The sequence below is a fragment of the Streptomyces sp. NPDC033216 genome (assembly GCF_055577115.1).
Genome location: NZ_JBVIQK010000002.1, coordinates 131,918 through 148,686, shown reverse-complemented (window position 1 = coordinate 148,686; position 16,769 = coordinate 131,918). Strand labels below are relative to the sequence as shown.

The window sequence follows — 16,769 nt, the reverse complement described above, 5'->3', positions numbered from 1 at the left end:
AGTGCCCGAACGGCCTGAGGGACCCCACCACTGACCCGGTAGGCGGAAACCGGAAGGAGTCGCCTCCCTTGGCGTCGCAGCACCGCAAGCACCGGCCCGCGGGCACCCGTGTGGCAGGCATCCGTACGCCCGCTCTCGCCACCGCCGCCCTCACCTCGGTGGCACTGCTCTCGCAGACGGCCACCGCCGCCCCCTCCGCCGACGACAAGCCGAGCCTGGAGGAGGTCGAGAAGAAGGTCGGCGACCTCTACCGCCAGGCGGAGTCGGCCACCGAGAAGTACAACGCCGCCAGGGAGAGGACGACCAAGCAGCGGGAGAGGGTCGACACCCTTCTCGACGACGTCGCCCAGCGCGCCCAGCAGCTCAACGAGGCCCGTGAGGAGCTGGGTTCCTACGCCGCCGCCCAGTACCGCACCGGCGCCTCGGCTCCCGACACGGCGACCTTCCTGCTCGCGGACTCCCCGCAGGACTACTTCGACCAGACGCAGCTGATGGGTCGGATGACCGACCGTCAGAAGGGCGCGGTCGACGACTACTTCGCCGACCAGGCGGAGGCGATGAGGAAGCGCCAGGAGGCCTCCCGGAGCCTGCGGACGCTCACCGACTCACAGAACGACCTGAAGACCGCCAAGGCCACCGTCCAGAAGAAGCTCAGCTCCGCCCGAGCGCTGCTGTCGCGACTGACGGCCGAGGAGAAGGCACGGCTGGCGAAGATCGAGGAGCGGAAGCGGCAGGAGGCCGCCCGCAAGGCGGCCGAGCTGGCCGAGCAACAGCAGGCAGAGGCAGCAGCCGTACAGCCGGAGAGCGGCAACGCCTCGGGCGCGACGGGCTCGAGCACCGGTACGTCGCCGTCCTCGCCGTCTTCCGCCACCTCCACGGACTCCTCCTACGCCACCAAGGCCCAGAAGGCACTGACGTTCGCCCGCGCGCAGGTCGGCAAGCCGTACGTGTGGGGCGCCACCGGCCCGGACTCCTACGACTGCTCCGGTCTCACCCAGGCCGCCTGGAAGGCCGCCGGCCTCGTCCTGCCGCGCGTCACCTACGACCAGGTGAACGCCGGCACGAGGGTCTCCCTCTCCGCCGCGCAACCCGGTGACCTGGTCTTCTTCTACGCCGACGTCACCCATGTCGGCATCTACATCGGCAACGGCATGATGATCCACGCACCGAAGCCCGGCGCGTACGTGCGCGAGGAGTCGGTCTACTACGACGGGGAGTCGTCGATCCACAGCGTGGTGCGCCCGGCCTGACGGGAGCGCCGTGCGTGCGGGGACGGGGTCCGTCCTCCAGCGCCCCCCGCGCCCGTCCCGCGCCGCGGGGCGGCTGCCTCGGCGGGGAGCGACGCGACCGGCGGGGCCTGTGCGGGGACAACCGGCCGGTCCAGGCTCGTTCGGTGCGGCCCGGCCGCCCCGCGTGTCTCCGGCACCCCCCGCGCGGGTCTCCCGCGGCCCCGCGCACGTCCCGCGCCCGCGCGTATTTCGCCGCCCGCGCGCGCGTTCCCCCGTGGAAGTCCCCGAGCGCTCCCTAGCATCGGCGGCATGCCCGGCACCTCTTCCCTTCGCGTCTGGTGGGCGCAGCGCCCGCCGGCGGCCGGGGCCGCCGTGATGGCGACCGGCATCCTGTCGGTCGGCCTGCACCAGACGGGGTACGCCGTCCTGTCGCGCTTCGCTCTCGTCCTGGCGGGCGCCGCCTGGGTGGCGCTGGCGGCGGATTTCGTCGTACGGCTGCTGAGGGAGCGCGAGCGGTGGCGGGCCGAGGCGGTCACACCGGGCGCGCTCACGGCCGTGTCGGCGACCGCCGTCCTCGGCGCCGGAATCTCCGCGGTCGGCCGGCAGACCGTCGCCGAAGTGCTGCTGGCACTGGCCGCGGCGCTGTGGCCGGTGCTGCTGGTGAACGTCGTGCGGCACTGGGGGCGGCGCATGCCCGGCGCGGTGTTCCTGTGCTGTGTGGCCACCCAGGGGCTCGCGGTGCTCGGGGCGAGTGTGGCACGGGCCGAGTCGGTGGCCTGGCCGGCGCACGCCTCGCTCGCGCTGTTCTGGCTCGGCCTGGTGCTCTACGGCCTCGCGCTGACCCGCTTCGACCCACGGCAGGTGCTGGAAGGGGCCGGGGACCACTGGGTGGCGGGCGGGGCACTCGCGATCTCGGCGCTGGCCGGGTCGAAGCTCCTGGCGGCCGAGGACGGCGGACCGTACCTGTGGAACGACGACGACGGTGACGTCCTGCGCCTGGTGATCGTCGCGCTGCTGACGCTGGACCTGATCGGGTACGCCGTCCTGCTCGTCGCGGAGGTGCGCTGGCCGCGGCTGCGCTACGAGACGCGCCGCTGGGCGACCGTGTTCCCGATGGGGATGACGGCGGTGGCGACGCTGTCCGTCGCCACCGCCGTCGACGTGCCGTGGCTGTTGGGCCCCGGAGAGGTGCTGCTGTGGGTCGCGGTGGCGGCGTGGCTCGCCGTCGCCGCGGGCGCGGTCGTGGACGCGGGGGCGTCGCTCAGGTCCAGAGCACCGCGATGAAGACGTTGGCCACGGTCAGCAGGCCGACCAGGCCGAACAGCGGCTTCTCCACCTTCTCGTCGTCCCGCTTCACATAGACGAGGCCGAGGATCACGATCAGCAGGGCCAGCTTCACTCCGATCTTGATGTTGTCGACCTCCTGGTCGTCCGCCTGGTTGAGGCCGACCAGGATCACGCCGGTGACGAGCATCGTCGCGGCACCGTGCAGCATCGCGGGGACGAAGCGGGCCGTGCCCCGCCCCATCGCCTTCATCTGCGTGAGGAAGCCGCCGAGCAGGGCGGCGATGCCGATGATGTGCAGGCCGACGAAGAGGTGGATGAGTACGTCCATGAGGCCGGATGCTAGTCAGCGGTCCGGGCACCTCCCGACACCGGCCCACACCGGTCCCTCGCCCTTGCATATATGCGCCTCATAGCACCCTGCCGCGCCGGCCTGTCCCGGATTCACCGCATCGGTCGGGCCGCCGAGTGAAGTCGACGACTTGGGAACGGTGGTACGACCACTTCCGGTCACCCGGCAGTCCGCTCGTGTCACTTCCGCACATCGCGTCACCCGACCGACACGAACGGGCCTAGCGTCCTCCCCCAGGTGACCGGCTCCCCACCGCCGCCCGGCCCGGGGCGGCAGTCGGACACCACCGCCGAGAAGGTCCGGCGGCGCCCCGCTCCCCCGTGCGGGCGTCGCCGGACGCGTCAGCCGCACCCCGCGGCAGTACGCCCGCTTCCCCCCGGCGGCCGAGGCCCGTCCCCACGGCCTGGGCCTCCTGGCGGCCGTACCGACGAGGCGGTCGACGAAAGGACGTGCAGTCCCACGTGGCAGCGCACCGCAAGCCCCGTCAGCGTTCGGCCGGCGGCCGTAAGGCCCGCACCGCGGCCACCATCGCCCTCGCCGGTGTGGCCGGCGCGACCGCCTTCGACGGGACCGGGCACGCCGACCCGAACGCCACCCCGGCGCAGGTGAGGGCCAAGGTGGACAAGTTGTACCAGGAGGCCGAGGCGGCCACCGAGAAGTACAACGGCGCGAAGGAGAAGGCGACGGCGGCCGAGCGGCGGCTGGCGACCCTGCGGGACGAGGCCGCGCGCGGGGAGGCCCGCCTCAACACGGCCCGTGAGGCCCTGGGGACGATGGCGGCCGCGCAGTACCGCGGCGGCGGCCTCGACCAGGCGATGCAACTGGCGCTCTCCGACGACCCCGACCAGTACCTCGACAACGCCGCCTTCGCGGAGCGGGCCGGCCACCGCCAGTCCGCCGCCGTCACCCGGGTCGGCAAGCAGCTGCGGGAGATCGAGCAACTGCGGGGCGCCGCCCGCGTCCAACTGACCTCGCTCAGGACACGTCAGGCGGAGCTGAAGCGGCACAAGAAGACGATCACCGACAAGCTGGCCGCGGCGCGCCGCCTGCTGAACCGGCTCACGGCCGAGGAACGGGCACGGATCACCACCGGTACGGGCGGCGGGACGGACAGCCGTGCCTCGCGGTCCTCGACAGGGGCCCGCGACGCCCTGCCCGCCCCCGGCTCGGCCACCGCGACCGCCTCCAACTCCCGCGCGGCGGCAGCCGTCTCCTACGCCTACTCCAAGCTCGGCAGCCCCTATGTGTGGGGGGCGACCGGCCCGAACGCCTTCGACTGCTCGGGTCTCGTCCAGGCCGCGTACCGCTCGGCGGGCGTCTCCCTGCCCCGCACGACGTACGCCCAGATCGACGCCGGGCACCGTGTCTCCCGCTCCGAACTCCGACCGGGCGACCTGGTGTTCTTCTACTCGGGCATCACCCACGTCGGGATCTACGTCGGCGGCGGCAAGATGATCCACGCCCCGAACCCGTCGGCGCCGGTCCGCGTGGCGCCGCTCGACGAGATGCCGTACGCGGGAGCCACCCGGGTGCTCTGAGGGCGCCCCCGTCAGACCAGTCGGCGGGCCGTCGCCCAGCGGGTCAGTTCGTGGCGGTTGGACAGCTGGAGCTTGCGCAGGACCGCCGAGACATGGGACTCGACCGTCTTGACCGAGATGAACAGTTGCTTGGCGATCTCCTTGTAGGCGTAACCGCGCGCGATGAGGCGCAGCACCTCGCGCTCGCGCTGGGTGAGGCGGTCGAGGTCCTCGTCGACGGGCGGGGCGTCGGTGGAGGCGAAGGCATCCAGGACGAACCCGGCGAGCCGCGGCGAGAAGACGGCGTCGCCGTCCTGGACCCGGAAGACGGAGTCGACCAGGTCGGTGCCGGTGATCGTCTTGGTCACATAGCCGCGGGCGCCGCCGCGGATCACGCCGATCACGTCCTCCGCCGCGTCCGAGACGGACAGCGCGAGGAAGCGCACCGGACGCTCGGCGTCACCCATCAACGGGGCGCAACGACGCAGCACCTCGACGCCGCCGCCACCCGGCAGATGCACGTCGAGGAGGACGACCTCGGGCCGGGTCGCGGTGATGACCGTGACCGCCTGGTCGACGTCGGCGGCCTCGCCGACGACCTCCACACCGGTCTCCTCGGTCCGGCCGATCTCGGCCTGGACGCCCGTGCGGAACATGCGGTGGTCGTCGACGAGGACCACCCGCACGTGCCGTCCGGCGCCGCCCCCGCCGTGCGCGGGGCCGGCCCCCGGGGCCGCTCCCGTCGTGCCGTTCGTCTCGGTCGGGTCGCTCATCACTTGTCCGCCCTCTCCATCTCCAGCTCGACCTCCGTGCCGCCGCCCGGGACCGCCCGGAGCCGCGCCGTGCCGCCGTTTCGCTCCATGCGGCCGATGATCGATTCTCTGACGCCCATCCGGTCGGCGGGTATCGAGTCGAGGTCGAAGCCGGGACCGCGGTCCCGCACGGACACGAAGACCGTCCTGCCCTCGACTTCGGCGTAGACCTGTACGGCGCCGCCCTCGCCACCGTACTTGGCGGCGTTCACCATCGCTTCGCGTGCCGCCTGCATCTGTGCCGTCAGCCGCTCGTCGAGCGGGCAGTCGCCGACGACCACGACCTCCAGGGGGACGCCGTGTTTGTCCTCCACCTCGGCGGCGTTGCGCCGGACCGCGTCGGCGAGGGTGGTGGGTTCGTCCGCCTCGTCCTTGCCGGTGCCCTCCGGCTTGTACAGCCAGGTGCGCAGGTCGCGCTCCTGGGCGCGGGCGAGGCGGCGCACCTCGTTCGCGTTCTCCGCGTTGCGCTGGATCAGGGTCAGGGTGTGCAGCACCGAGTCGTGCACATGGGCGGCGACCTCGGCGCGCTCCTGGGCACGGATGCGCATCAACCGCTCCTCGGACAGGTCCTGCGTCATACGCACCAGATACGGCCCGGCGAGCAGGGTGATGCCCACCAGTACGGCGAGGGCCGCCTGGAGGACCGAGCCGAGGTGGGCGGCGGAACCCTGGAGGACGAAGATGCCGGAGACGCCCGCGGTGACCAGCAGGACACCGGCGCCCGCGCGCAGCAGCGTGAGCGTACGGCGTCTGCGGCCGACCTCGACCCAGCGGGCCCGCCGGGCGTTGTCCGCCTGGCGCCAGACGAGGGCGACGCCCGCGCCGACGAGCACGGCGGGCAGGAGATACGCCTTGGCGCCGCCGCCCAGGTTCACATTGCCGACGAAGACCATCGCGACGACGACCATGAGGAGCAGGGCGACGATCTGGCCCCTGTCGGGCTTGCGGGTGAGGAGTCTGCGGCGCCCGTCGGACGCGGTCTCGGTGGCGACGAGGGAGGGGGGCCGTTGGTCGCCGACCCCGCCGATGCCGAGCGGGACGAAGAACCAGAAGGCCGCGTAGAGCAGGGCCCCGAGGCCGTCCGCCGTGAACAGGCCGACGAACACGAGCCGCACCCAGATCACGGGCAGCCCGAGATGTCCGGCGAGCCCCCGCGCCACACCACCGAGCCAGCGTCCGTCGCCGCTGCGGTAGAGCTTGCGCGGCGGCCGCGGTTCGGCGAGTGGCGCTGTTGCGGCTTCCGGCATGCCCACGATCGTCACACGGCCGCAGGTCGTGGGCATCAGGGTTTGCCCCCAAGACGCCCCTGATCTTCGACGGCCCTGCCCGTCGAACGACTCCCCGCGACGGCTCAGGGCCGATATCAGGGTCCGACCAGGGTCGTTCCGACTGCCGCCGGGGCCGCCCGGCCGCCACCATGGACCCATGACGGATCACCAGCACGCCGCGGACACCGGACCGGACGGGAGCACCGCGCCCCACGCGGCCCCCCCGCCCGCCGGCGCCCACGGGGAGGCGCCGGCGCCCGGCCGTGGCCCCGAGCACCCCCCGCACCGGTTCCGCCGCGACCGTGAGCACAAGATGCTCGCCGGCGTGTGCGCGGGCCTCGGGCGGCAGTGCGACATGGACCCGGTGATATTCCGGATCACGCTCGCCGTGCTCTCCGCGACCGGCGGCATCGGCCTCATCTTCTACGGCTTCGCGTGGCTTTTCGTTCCCTACGCCGACGACGGTCAGAACGAGGTGCGCAAGCTGCTGACCGGCCGGGTCGACGGCCAGGCTCTCGCGGCCGTGCTGTTCGCGCTGGTGGGCTGCGGGGTGTTCCTGTCGATGCTCAAGAACGGCGGGGTGCTCACCTTCGCCGTCGTCCTCTCCCTCCTGCTGGCCGGCGCCGGTTACTGGTCGCGGCACCGGGAAGCCTCCGACGCCGACCCGCTCGCCGCCCAGGCCGTCGCCGACGCCCCGCCGGAGGCCCAGGCGCCACCGGTTCCGGCCGCTTACCCGTCCTGGTGGCGCGACCCGATCGTGAAGGACGGCACGCACGACGGCGGCACGGGGTATCTGTGGGGCCCCGGGGACTCCCGCACCGCGGACTTCGTGTCCTCCGTCGACGTCGACCTCATCGGTCACACGCCCACCCGCGAGGACATACGCACCTCCTACGGCCGGACACCCCGGCCGCGCGGCCCCCGCTGGATCGGCGGCTGGTCCTTCCTGCTCGCCGTGCTCGCCGGCGGCCTGGCGGCTCGGCTCACCTGGGACGAACACCCGTTGGGCACCAGCCTCCAGGCCGGTCTGTCCGCCGCGCTGATCGTGCTCGGCGTGGGCATCGCGGCCAGCTCGCTGCTGGGGCGTACGGGCGCCGGGTCGGTGTTCCTGGCGATCGTCACGGCGGGCCTGCTGGCCGGCTCGACCGCCGTGCCGAAGGACGTCGGCACGCGCTGGACCGACGCGACATGGCGGCCCACGGCGCCGGCGGACGTCCGGGAGAGATATGACCTCGGCACGGGCGACGCCACCCTGGACCTGTCCCGGCTCCGTCCTGCGAAGGGGCAGAAGGTGAGCACCGACGCCGAGGTCGGGCTCGGCCGGCTGCGCGTGATCGTGCCTCCGGACGTGACGGTGATCGTCCGGATCGACGTGGGCCTGGGCGACATCCAACTGCCCGGTGAGAACCAGGAGGACGTGGACGTGGAGCCGGGCAAGCACAAGGAGGTGACCTTGTCCCCCGTCTCCGGCGGCAAGGACACCGGGACGATCGACCTCGACCTCCAGGTCGGGGCGGGACAGGCGGAGGTGGCCCGTGCTGCGTCATGAGTTCAGGCCGGGCCGGCTGGTCTGCGGCGCCGCCTTCGTCCTCGCGGGCGCCATCCACGCGGGCGACGCGGGCGGTCTCTGGAACGCTCCCTGGTTCGCCGTCATACCGGTGGTCTTGGCCGGCCTCTGTCTGGCGGCCGTCACCGGCCTCGTGATGCGCGCGGTCCGCAGACGCGGGGCCGGAGAACCGGGCACCCCCGCGGAGACAGGCGCGGGGGCGGGGAGGGGGACGGCGGAGAGCTGACCCCGCAGTGGGCCGTGGCCCTGGGCGGCACGGCCTACCGGAAGCCTCCGGACCGCTGTCGCCTCCTCGTGTGCCAGGCGGCGTCCAGGGAGAGGACCGGAGCGCCGGCGAGGACGAGCGGCAGCCAGGCCATGAGGTACGCGAGGTCGTTGCCGTAGTAGTACGGGTCGGAGGCCCAGCTCACCGTCAGCCACAGGCTGAGGGAGATCAGCGCGCCGCCGAGGGCGGCGAGGCGCGTGAGGACACCGAGCAGGGTGCCGATACCGACGGCGAGTTCACCGAAGGCCATGGCGTAGCCGAAGCCGGTGGGGCTCCTCAGGGCGAGGTCGACCAGGGCGGGGACGGCCGAGGAGTCCCGCACGGCCCGCATGGTGTCGCCGATCGAGCCTGCGCCGCTGTCCCTGAGGAAGGCGCCGTCGGTGAGTTTGTCCAGACCGGCGTAGATGAAGGTGACGCCGAGGAACACGCGGAGCGGAAGGAGGGCGTGGCGGGTGGCGGTGTCCCGCCAGTTGCCACTGCCGCCGCCGAGAAGGGGGGAGTGCGTGTCCGTTCGCATGCCGTGAGTCATCGCCCGTAGCCGCCTCTCGCCCGCATCGGTGGACCCCTCGACAGACCATACGTACGAAGGGGGTGCTGCGCTCACTGATCGGTCGGATCCTGGGACGTCGGTTCTTTCGTGCCCCGGCGTCTCAGTCCGTCACGTCGATGGCGTAGCGGTTCGTCTCCACGCCGGCCGCGGTGACCACCTGCACCTCCACTCGTCCGGGCTCTACCTCCGCCGGGACCGGGACGGTGAGGACCGCGTCGGTGGGGTTGCTGAAGCCGCCCGCGACCGGGACGAGGGGCACGTGGACATGGACGGCGCCGATGCGGACGACCATGCGGGACAGGCGGTCGGCGGTCTGCGCGCCCGGCGGCACGAATCCGGCGCCACGGATCTCGATGTCGTCGCCGGTGCGGATCGGGGCGTCCAGGTCGCCGGCCTCGCGGGAGCGGACCACGGAGAGGATCACGGGCCGCCCGCCCTCGGCGTACTTTCCGGCGAGGTAGGTCGCGGCCGACACCAGCACGACCACGGCGAGGCCCCAGGGCAGGTCGGGAAGCTGGTCGGGGCGTCGGGCGAGGCGTACGGCGGCGAAGGCCAGGGCGACCGCGCTGATCACGACGTACTGGATGTCGGCGAAGGTGCCGCGGCCCGCGTCGTCGGTGAGCAGGTCGGCGGCCCGCGGCCGGTGCGCGCGGACCTTCTGGAGCCGCTGTCCGAGGACGCGCAGACCGACCACGCGCCGCACCAGCACGGCGATGGCGCAGACCACGGCGAGGACGGTCACCGCGCCGGCGCCGCGCGCGAGGTCGAGGCCGGAGATCAGCGCCTCGCGTTCGGCGGGGCCGGAGGCGGCCGCGAGCCGGCCCACCAGGACCAGCACGGCGTACGCGACGAACAGGACCCAGGCGGCGGCGACCGCACGGGAGGTGGACAGACGGTTGTCCTCGCCGATCACGGGCGCCAGGGCTCCGCCGCGCGCCCGGTGGAACCAGGAGGCTGCGGTCAGGGCGCCGCCGACGAGGAGCGCGGCGAGCAGTCCGGCGGTGCGCGCCGTGGTCCAGCCGACACCGATCGCGGTCAGGGACTGCGCGAGCAGCAGGGTGACGACCGCGGCCCCCGCTGTGCAGGCCGTGCGCAGCCACACGCGGGTCAGCCAGGACTCGCCCTCGGCGCGGCCGCGTTCGGCGACGAGTTCGGCGGACTGGGTCAGCTCCTCCGACACCCACTGGCGGGAGGCCGAGGCCGAATGGGCGACGGCGGCCGGCAGTCCCTGTCCGGCGGCGAACTCGTCCCGTTTCACCAGGAAGGCGGCGACCGCCCGTCGGTGCCCTTCGCGTGCCCCGTGCGGGCAGTCCCCGCAGGCGCAGCCGCCCTCGTGCGCGCCCGGAACCGGGCCCTGTCTCGCCTCCTGCACCGCCACTGCCGATGCCCGCCTTCCCCGCTACCCGTACGGCTGGTGACCCGGTGAAAACCGGCCACCGACCCCGTAACAACTCCCCTGCGACGACAGCGCATTGTGCCCTACGGCACACCGTCGCGCTCCCGCAGGTCTGGTCAGCGCGGGTGAAATCGGAGCCGCCATGTTGACGCGGCTAGCTGAGCAGGTCGGGTTCGCTGCGGCTGATGTCCTGCCACAGGGGCTGGTAGTTGATCCAGGCCACCAGGTCGCCGCCGAGCTGTTCGCGGGTCGCCACCGCCGCCTTGTGCTCGATCAGAACGGGTCGGCCGGCGGCGCGGGCGGTGAGCTGGACCTGGCTGGAGCGTTCCATCGACAGGAACCACCAGGCCGCCGCGTCCACCGAGTCGCCGACGGTCAGCGGCCCGTGGTTGCGCAGGACCAGCGCCTTGCGGCTGCCGAGCGCGGCCGCGATGCGCCGGCCCTCCTCGGCGTCGACGGCGACGCCGGTGTAGGCGTCGTACAGCGCCATGTCCTCGTAGAAGGCGCAGCTCTCCTGGGTGATCGGGTCGATCAGTTCGCCGAGCGCGGCGAGGGCGCGGCCGTGGACGGAGTGGCAGTGGGCGACGGCGACGACGTCCGGCCGGGCGGCGTGCACCTGCGCGTGGACGGTGAAGGCGGCCTGGTTGACGTGATAGCGGCCCTCGACGACCTGCCCGCCGGCGTTGACGAGGACGAGGTCGCTCACGGTGACGTGCTTGAACGGCATGCCGAACGGATTGACCCAGAAGCAGTCGCTGTACTCGGGGTCGCGGGCGGTGATGTGCCCGGAGACCCCGTCCTCGAGGCCGTACCGTCCGAAGATCCGCACGGCGCCCGCGAGCCGTTCCTTGCGGTGCCGACGCTCGTCCTCGACCGACTCGTGCATCGGCGGCATGGCGAAGCGCAGTTGGTCGGTGGGCAGCGGGGCGGGTGACGTGGGCCCGTGCATCGGTCCTCCAGCACTGGATGCGTTACGGGGCGGAAGTTACCGTCGGTCAGGGAAAAAGGGCAGAGCCGATATGTGAAGATGACGATTTCCGTCACCTGTGGAGCACGACACGAGCATCACCGACCGGCATCTCGCCTCCCTCATGCGACAGGTCACCAGGCGCGACGAGGTCGAACTCATCCGCCCCTTCGCGGAGTGGCGGACCCTCGGCGCGCTGGCGTACGTGGACGAGTGCTACGGCTTCCGCTACGAGAGTGTCCGGCTGGTCGGCAAGCAGCGGATCGCCCACGTCACCCTGGTGCGGGACCCCAGCCCGTGGGCGCGGCAGCGGGCGGCGGCGAACACCGCGGCCTTCCCCGACCCGGGCGCCGGCCGGCCCGTACCGGGCATGTACCTCGGCTCGCTCACCCCGGTCCCCGAGGCACAGCCGGACGTCGACCTGCTCATGGCCCTCATCCGCCACGATGCGCTGGAGGCGGCCGTGAACCGCAGGCAGCTGCTGGCCATGGCCTGGGGCTTCGCCGCTCTGTTCCTGCTGATGGCGCCTTTGGCCGGCAAGTACGCCGTACTGCTCCCGCTCGCCGTCCTGACCCCGCCGGGTGTGCTCGGCGCCCTGCGCGTCAACGCCACCCGCCGGGCGAGGCTGGCGCGGCAGCTGACCGCGGCGGGCTGCACGGCCGTTCCGGACGAGACGGGCCGGGTACGGTACGTGCGGCCGCTGCCGCACCCGGTGTGACCCTCGCGGCCCGAGCGCGGGTGACAGCGGTCGGGCGTGAGACCGGCCATGTGATACCGGCCTCGTAATACCGACAGAAGGTGTCGGGTATCGGCGCCACACTCGCCGTATGACAGCAAGTCGTACGACAGCAGTGAACTGGTCGGCGTTCGCCGAGGCGGAGCCGGACCTCGCGCGGCTCGTCGAGGACCGTTTCGGCGCCTTCACGCACCACGTCCTCGCCACCCTGCGCAAGGACGGCTCCCCGCGCACCAGCGGCCTGGAGGCGCGTTTCCTTCACGGCGAGCTGTGGCTCGGCATGATGCCGGGCTCGCTCAAGGTCCTCGACCTGCGCCGCGACCCCCGTTTCTCGCTCCAGGCCAACCCCGGCGAGGGCACCGGGATGGGCGGCGGCGACGTACGGATCAGCGGGCGCGCCGTCGAGGTGGAGGACGGGGAGGCCAGGGCCGGATACCTGAAAGAGGTGGAACCGCCGCAGCCGTTCCACCTCTTCCGCACCGAGCTGACGGAGGTCGTACGGACCTACGTCGAGGACGACACCTATCTGGTCGTCCAGGTCTGGAAGCCCGGAGAGCCGGTGCGGACTCTCAGGCGGACCTGACCCCCCTGAGAGGGCCTACTCCCATTCGATGGTGCCCGGCGGCTTCGACGTGACGTCGACGACGACCCGGTTGACGTCGCGCACCTCGTTGGTGATCCGGGTGGAGATCTTCGCGAGGACGTCGTACGGCAGGCGGGACCAGTCGGCCGTCATGGCGTCCTCGGAGGAGACCGGGCGCAGGACGATCGGGTGGCCGTAGGTGCGGCCGTCGCCCTGGACGCCCACGCTGCGGACGTCGGCGAGCAGGACCACCGGGCACTGCCAGATCTCGCGGTCGAGACCGGCCGCCGTCAGTTCCGCGCGGGCGATGGCGTCGGCGTCGCGGAGCAGGTCGAGGCGGTCCTTGGTGACCTCGCCCACGATCCGGATGCCGAGGCCGGGGCCGGGGAACGGCTGGCGCTGGACGATCTCCTCCGGCAGGCCGAGCTCCTGGCCGACCATGCGGACCTCGTCCTTGAACAGCTTGCGCAGCGGCTCGATCAGCTGGAACTCGATGTCCTCGGGCAGCCCGCCCACGTTGTGGTGGGACTTGATGTTGGCGGTGCCGGTGCCGCCGCCGGACTCCACGACGTCCGGGTACAGGGTGCCCTGGACCAGGAAGGCGACCTCGGGGCCCTCGTCGGCGATGATCTCCGCCTGCGCCTGCTCGAAGACGCGGATGAACTCACGGCCGATGATCTTCCGCTTCTCCTCGGGGTCGGAGACTCCCTTGAGGGCGGTGAGGAATCGCTCCTCCGCGTCGACGACCTTCAGCTGGACACCGGTCGCGGCGACGAAGTCCTTCTCGACCTGTTCGGTCTCACCCTTGCGCATGAGGCCGTGGTCGACGTACACGCAGGTCAGCTGGGAGCCGATGGCCTTCTGGACCAGGGCGGCGGCCACCGCGGAGTCGACGCCGCCGGAGAGGCCGCAGATGGCGCGCCGGTCGCCGACCTGCTCGCGGATGGCGGCGACCTGCTCGTCGATGACGTTGCCGGTGGTCCAGCTCGGGCTCAGACCCGCGCCGCGGTAGAGGAAGTGCTCCAGGACCTGCTGGCCGTGCGTGGAGTGCATGACCTCGGGGTGGTACTGGACGCCGTAGAGCTTCTTCTCGTCGTTCTCGAAGGCGGCGACCGGGACGACGTCCGTGGAGGCCGTCACGGAGAAGCCCTCGGGGGCGGCGGAACAGGCGTCACCGTGCGACATCCATACGGCCTGCTCGGCCGGGGTGCCCTCGAAGAGGGTGGAGGACGAGCGGGAGACGCGCAGGTCGGTACGGCCGTACTCGCGGGCGCCGGTGTTGTCGACGGTGCCGCCGAGGACCTGCGCCATGAGCTGGAAGCCGTAGCACATGCCGAAGACGGGAACGCCGGCCTCGAAGAGCTCGCGGTCGAGACGGGGGGCGCCCTCCTCGTACACGGACGAGGGGCCGCCGGAGAGGATGATCGCCGCCGGGTTCCTGGCGAGCATCTCCGCGACCGGCGTGGTGCTCGGCACGATCTCGCTGTAGACCCGGGCCTCGCGGACTCGACGGGCGATGAGCTGGGCGTACTGCGCGCCGAAGTCGACGACCAGGACGGTGTCGGGGGCGTCGGCAGTAGGAGTCGCTGATGACACGGGGGCCTTCCGGCGGTTCGGGCGGGGTCTCTGTGCTGACCAATTCTACCGAGGTGGGCGTGGGACCGGTCCCGTCGCCGGGGACCGTATGGCCCGACGCCCCCCGCCTGAAAACCGCCGTGGCATACTGACCCCCATGCTTTCGCACACGACCTTCGTCTTTACCTATGGCACCCGGCCCGCCGGCTGCCATGGTCGTGCTGCTTGAGCTAGGCAGCGACTTTCCAGGCGCCCCGGGCCGACAAGGCCCGGGGCGCCTGTCGTTTCTTCCGGGTCCTGTCGCTCCGGGGCATCCGCACCCACCACCACAGGAGCCCCCATGACCGCCATCGACGTGACCGGCGCCCGTACGGCCGAGGCCGCCGCCGTGATCACCGGCGCACGTGACCGCATCGACGCGCTCGACGACCGGATCATCGGTCTCATCCAGGAACGGATCGCCGTGTCCGCCGTGATCCAGGAGGCCCGGCTCACCTCGGGCGGCCGGCGCGTGAACCTCTCCCGCGAGATGGAGATCCTCGACCACTACCGGCAGGCCCTCGGCAAGCCCGGCACCTCCCTCGCCATGACCCTCCTCGAACTGTGCCGGGGGCGCGTCTGAGTCCGGGGTCGTCTCTGCGCCGGGGCGCATCCGAGCCGGCATCGCACCCGAGCCGGCATCGCACCCGAGTACGGCGTTCCTCTCACCCGTACGGCGCGTGACCGGCCCCGGACGGCTTCGTTGGTCCCGATGTCCGTTCCAGCCAGGGGCGGGCCCGGAAGAACCACGCGTGGGTCACTGGAGCGATGAGGCGTACGGGTCGTGCCGTGCGCCGTGGGACCTCGTTCCAGGGAAGTGACCGGACGGCAGGGGACAGCAGCCCGGTCATCCGAGAGAACGACCGGCCTCGGGGACGCTCGGGGCCGGTCGGCGGAAGGGCGCAAATGCGCAAGGGCTGGATCGGACGGTTGCGGGCGGCGTTCATCGAGCACGATGCGCACAAGGCCCCGAGTCCCGCCGGGGACAACCGCATTGCATCGCATTACGCGCCTTTCCCCGCTTGAACCAACCGCTGTGCGGCGTCCCGCCCTCATCGACCGCCAGAGGTCCGGGCCGGCCACGGATCCCGCGTGCGCTCCGCCGCCCACCCGGCGCGAAAGCGGCGCTCGACGAGCCGGCGGCGCAACCCCCGGCGCCGCTCCCCAGGCACCGGCGCTGCCCTGACGCCGGTGCCGACGATGACGAAGGGCCTCGCGGATCCGTCCCGCGGGGCCCTTCGTCATGTCCGGGCAGGGCGGGGACCGGGCCCTTCGTCATGTCCGTGACCGGCCGGGCGACGGTCCGGGGCGTGTGTCGGGATCCCCAGGAGAGTCGACCGGCGTGACGTATGCCACATAAAGAACCTGTGAAGGAAGGGCAACCCTTCACCGGCTTCGCCGGTCACACGTAGCGAACTCAGGGCCGAAAGCCGCTCCCCCATGCGGAAGGCCTCCTCAACCGCGCCGCGGCCTTGCTGTCGCGACGCACTCACAGCCATCGAGGTCTTCTCATGAAGCTCCGCCGGGCCATGGTCACCATGGCCGCGACCGCCGTCCTCGCGCCGCTGGCACTGCTGTCGGCACCGACCGCGTTCGCCGAGGAGAGCGCCACGGCGTCGCCCGGCGCGTCCTCGTCCGAGAGCACCTCCGCCTCGCCGTCCGGCTCGGCGAGTTCCTCGGAGTCAGCGTCCGAATCCGCCTCCGAGTCCTCGTCGGCCTCGGCATCCGCCACGCAGGGCACGGAGACGGGTTCCCCGTCGTCCTCCTCGTCGTCCTCCGCGTCGTCCTCCTCGTCGTCGTCCGCGTCGTCGTCGCCGGACGAGGAGCCGTCGGAGTTCCCCGACGACTGCCCGGTCGACGAGGACGGCGTCGACGTGGACTCGCAGCTGGAACTGTCCGTCTCGGGTCTGCCCGGCAAGATCGTGGCGGGCAGCGGCCGGCACAACTTCACGCTCACCGCCGCCAACCACAGCGACAAGGCCCTGGGCACCGTGCAGTGGCTCGCCGCCATCGACAACGACTCGATGAGCGACGACGAGCGGACCTGGCTGAGCACCTACGCCAAGATCGAGTACTACGACCCGCAGACCAAGACCTGGGACTCGATAGCGGACGAGTTGGGCAACGGCTTCTACTTCGGCGAGACGGAACTCGGCCCCAAGGAGACCGTCGACATCAAGCTGCGCGTCGACATCACCGCGAAGGCCCCGGCCGGCGACGGCTTCACCCTGGGCCTCGGCGGCTACGTGGACGCGGAGAAGAACTGCGTCCACAGCTCCTTCGCGCTCTACGAGTTCACCGTGCTCAAGCCCGGCAGCAGCAACGACGACCCGGGCAACGCCAAGCCGGGCGAGGGCGAGGCTCCCGCGGGCGGCAAGCAGCCTCAGGGCGGCGCCAAGGAGATCCCCGCCACCGGCAGCCTCGCGGAGACCGGCTCCAGCTCCGCGCTGCCGATGATCGGACTGGTCGGCGGAGTCGCCGTCGTCGCCGGTGCGGGTGCGGTGTTCACCGCGCGCCGCCGCAAGACACAGGCGTAAGCCTGAACCGGCCTTCAGGGCCACTGTGAAGGGGGACCTGCGCTCGGAGGGGGGCGCAGGTCCCTCTCTCCTGTACAGCCGCTCCTTCCCCC

16 protein-coding genes and 1 pseudogene are annotated in these 16,769 nt (G+C 72.2%); 9 read left to right on the top strand and 8 right to left on the bottom strand.

Annotated elements, in window-relative coordinates; all coding sequences use genetic code 11:
• Positions 1–68: 68 nt before the first annotated feature.
• Positions 69–1,250: a C40 family peptidase gene (locus ACZ5Y0_RS04155; protein WP_469127061.1), complete on the top strand. Its 1,182-nt coding sequence runs from the start codon at positions 69–71 to the stop codon at positions 1,248–1,250.
• A gap of 288 nt (positions 1,251–1,538) precedes the next feature.
• On the top strand, positions 1,539–2,513 hold the full coding sequence (locus tag ACZ5Y0_RS04150) for a tellurite resistance/C4-dicarboxylate transporter family protein (protein WP_469127060.1): 975 nt from the start codon (positions 1,539–1,541) through the stop codon (positions 2,511–2,513).
• Here the strand turns inward: ACZ5Y0_RS04150 and ACZ5Y0_RS04145 are convergent.
• Complete coding sequence (locus ACZ5Y0_RS04145) at positions 2,491–2,844, bottom strand: hypothetical protein (protein ID WP_469127059.1); 354 nt, start codon at positions 2,842–2,844, stop codon at positions 2,491–2,493. The genes ACZ5Y0_RS04150 and ACZ5Y0_RS04145 overlap by 23 nt on opposite strands.
• Positions 2,845–3,326: 482 nt before the next feature.
• On the opposite strand from ACZ5Y0_RS04145, the gene ACZ5Y0_RS04140 reads away from it, so the two are divergent.
• Positions 3,327–4,403: a C40 family peptidase gene (locus tag ACZ5Y0_RS04140; RefSeq protein WP_469127058.1), complete on the top strand. Its 1,077-nt coding sequence runs from the start codon at positions 3,327–3,329 to the stop codon at positions 4,401–4,403.
• A gap of 11 nt (positions 4,404–4,414) precedes the next feature.
• On the opposite strand, the gene ACZ5Y0_RS04135 is transcribed toward ACZ5Y0_RS04140, so the two are convergent.
• Together ACZ5Y0_RS04135 and ACZ5Y0_RS04130 are read right to left on the bottom strand one after the other, a co-directional pair.
• On the bottom strand, positions 4,415–5,155 hold the full coding sequence (locus tag ACZ5Y0_RS04135; RefSeq protein ID WP_469127057.1) for a LuxR C-terminal-related transcriptional regulator: 741 nt from the start codon (positions 5,153–5,155) through the stop codon (positions 4,415–4,417).
• Positions 5,155–6,441, bottom strand: coding sequence for a PspC domain-containing protein (locus tag ACZ5Y0_RS04130; protein WP_469127056.1), 1,287 nt, complete (start codon positions 6,439–6,441; stop codon positions 5,155–5,157). The genes ACZ5Y0_RS04135 and ACZ5Y0_RS04130 overlap by 1 nt, the downstream gene beginning before the upstream one ends.
• Positions 6,442–6,619: 178 nt before the next feature.
• On the opposite strand from ACZ5Y0_RS04130, the gene ACZ5Y0_RS04125 reads away from it, so the two are divergent.
• Both ACZ5Y0_RS04125 and ACZ5Y0_RS04120 read left to right on the top strand, forming a co-directional pair.
• Entirely contained in the window at positions 6,620–8,011 is a 1,392-nt protein-coding gene (locus ACZ5Y0_RS04125) for a PspC domain-containing protein (protein ID WP_469127055.1), read from the top strand.
• Complete coding sequence (locus ACZ5Y0_RS04120) at positions 7,998–8,255, top strand: hypothetical protein (RefSeq protein WP_469127054.1); 258 nt, start codon at positions 7,998–8,000, stop codon at positions 8,253–8,255. The genes ACZ5Y0_RS04125 and ACZ5Y0_RS04120 overlap by 14 nt, the downstream gene beginning before the upstream one ends.
• 34 nt (positions 8,256–8,289) lie before the next feature.
• On the opposite strand, the gene ACZ5Y0_RS04115 is transcribed toward ACZ5Y0_RS04120, so the two are convergent.
• From ACZ5Y0_RS04115 to ACZ5Y0_RS04105, 3 genes are all read right to left on the bottom strand, one after another.
• Positions 8,290–8,811, bottom strand: coding sequence for a DoxX family protein (locus tag ACZ5Y0_RS04115; RefSeq protein ID WP_469127053.1), 522 nt, complete (start codon positions 8,809–8,811; stop codon positions 8,290–8,292).
• Positions 8,812–8,944: 133 nt separating this feature from the next.
• Positions 8,945–10,222, bottom strand: coding sequence for a hypothetical protein (locus tag ACZ5Y0_RS04110; protein ID WP_469127052.1), 1,278 nt, complete (start codon positions 10,220–10,222; stop codon positions 8,945–8,947).
• 172 nt (positions 10,223–10,394) lie between these two features.
• Complete coding sequence (locus ACZ5Y0_RS04105; RefSeq protein WP_469127051.1) at positions 10,395–11,189, bottom strand: class II aldolase/adducin family protein; 795 nt, start codon at positions 11,187–11,189, stop codon at positions 10,395–10,397.
• Positions 11,190–11,286: 97 nt separating this feature from the next.
• Between ACZ5Y0_RS04105 and ACZ5Y0_RS04100 the strand changes: the two genes are divergently transcribed.
• Both ACZ5Y0_RS04100 and ACZ5Y0_RS04095 read left to right on the top strand, forming a co-directional pair.
• Complete coding sequence (locus ACZ5Y0_RS04100) at positions 11,287–11,925, top strand: hypothetical protein (RefSeq protein ID WP_469127050.1); 639 nt, start codon at positions 11,287–11,289, stop codon at positions 11,923–11,925.
• Between the two features lie 109 nt (positions 11,926–12,034).
• A complete protein-coding gene (locus tag ACZ5Y0_RS04095) occupies positions 12,035–12,526 on the top strand; it encodes a pyridoxamine 5'-phosphate oxidase family protein (RefSeq protein WP_469127049.1) in 492 nt (163 codons plus the stop codon).
• A gap of 15 nt (positions 12,527–12,541) precedes the next feature.
• Here the strand turns inward: ACZ5Y0_RS04095 and guaA are convergent, their stop codons facing one another.
• The gene (gene guaA / locus ACZ5Y0_RS04090) at positions 12,542–14,122 is read right to left on the bottom strand and encodes a glutamine-hydrolyzing GMP synthase (RefSeq protein ID WP_469127048.1); all 1,581 of its coding nucleotides are present in this window, start codon (positions 14,120–14,122) and stop codon (positions 12,542–12,544) included.
• A 301-nt stretch (positions 14,123–14,423) separates the two neighbouring features.
• On the opposite strand from guaA, the pseudogene ACZ5Y0_RS04085 reads away from it, so the two are divergent.
• Positions 14,424–14,723, top strand: a pseudogene (locus ACZ5Y0_RS04085) (chorismate mutase); the annotation flags it as partial.
• Positions 14,724–15,629: 906 nt separating this feature from the next.
• On the opposite strand, the gene ACZ5Y0_RS04080 reads toward ACZ5Y0_RS04085, so the two are convergent.
• Positions 15,630–16,058: a hypothetical protein gene (locus ACZ5Y0_RS04080; RefSeq protein WP_469127047.1), complete on the bottom strand. Its 429-nt coding sequence runs from the start codon at positions 16,056–16,058 to the stop codon at positions 15,630–15,632.
• Between ACZ5Y0_RS04080 and ACZ5Y0_RS04075 the strand changes: the two genes are divergently transcribed.
• A complete protein-coding gene (locus ACZ5Y0_RS04075; protein ID WP_469127046.1) occupies positions 16,015–16,677 on the top strand; it encodes an LAETG motif-containing sortase-dependent surface protein in 663 nt (220 codons plus the stop codon). The two genes, ACZ5Y0_RS04080 and ACZ5Y0_RS04075, sit on opposite strands and share 44 nt — an antisense overlap.
• The last annotated feature ends 92 nt before the right edge of the window (positions 16,678–16,769 follow it).

What these genes read in the sequence shown, in the direction of transcription:
- ACZ5Y0_RS04145 (WP_469127059.1), bottom strand. Translation starts at nt 2,844, where the DNA reads ATGGACGTACTCATCCACCTCTTCGTCGGCCTGCACATCATCGGCATC.
- ACZ5Y0_RS04105 (WP_469127051.1), bottom strand. Translation starts at nt 11,189, where the DNA reads ATGCACGGGCCCACGTCACCCGCCCCGCTGCCCACCGACCAACTGCGC.
- ACZ5Y0_RS04150 (WP_469127060.1), top strand. Translation starts at nt 1,539, where the DNA reads ATGCCCGGCACCTCTTCCCTTCGCGTCTGGTGGGCGCAGCGCCCGCCG.
- ACZ5Y0_RS04125 (WP_469127055.1), top strand. Translation starts at nt 6,620, where the DNA reads ATGACGGATCACCAGCACGCCGCGGACACCGGACCGGACGGGAGCACC.
- ACZ5Y0_RS04135 (WP_469127057.1), bottom strand. Translation starts at nt 5,155, where the DNA reads ATGAGCGACCCGACCGAGACGAACGGCACGACGGGAGCGGCCCCGGGG.
- ACZ5Y0_RS04130 (WP_469127056.1), bottom strand. Translation starts at nt 6,441, where the DNA reads ATGCCGGAAGCCGCAACAGCGCCACTCGCCGAACCGCGGCCGCCGCGC.
- ACZ5Y0_RS04095 (WP_469127049.1), top strand. Translation starts at nt 12,035, where the DNA reads ATGACAGCAAGTCGTACGACAGCAGTGAACTGGTCGGCGTTCGCCGAG.
- ACZ5Y0_RS04115 (WP_469127053.1), bottom strand. Translation starts at nt 8,811, where the DNA reads ATGCGAACGGACACGCACTCCCCCCTTCTCGGCGGCGGCAGTGGCAAC.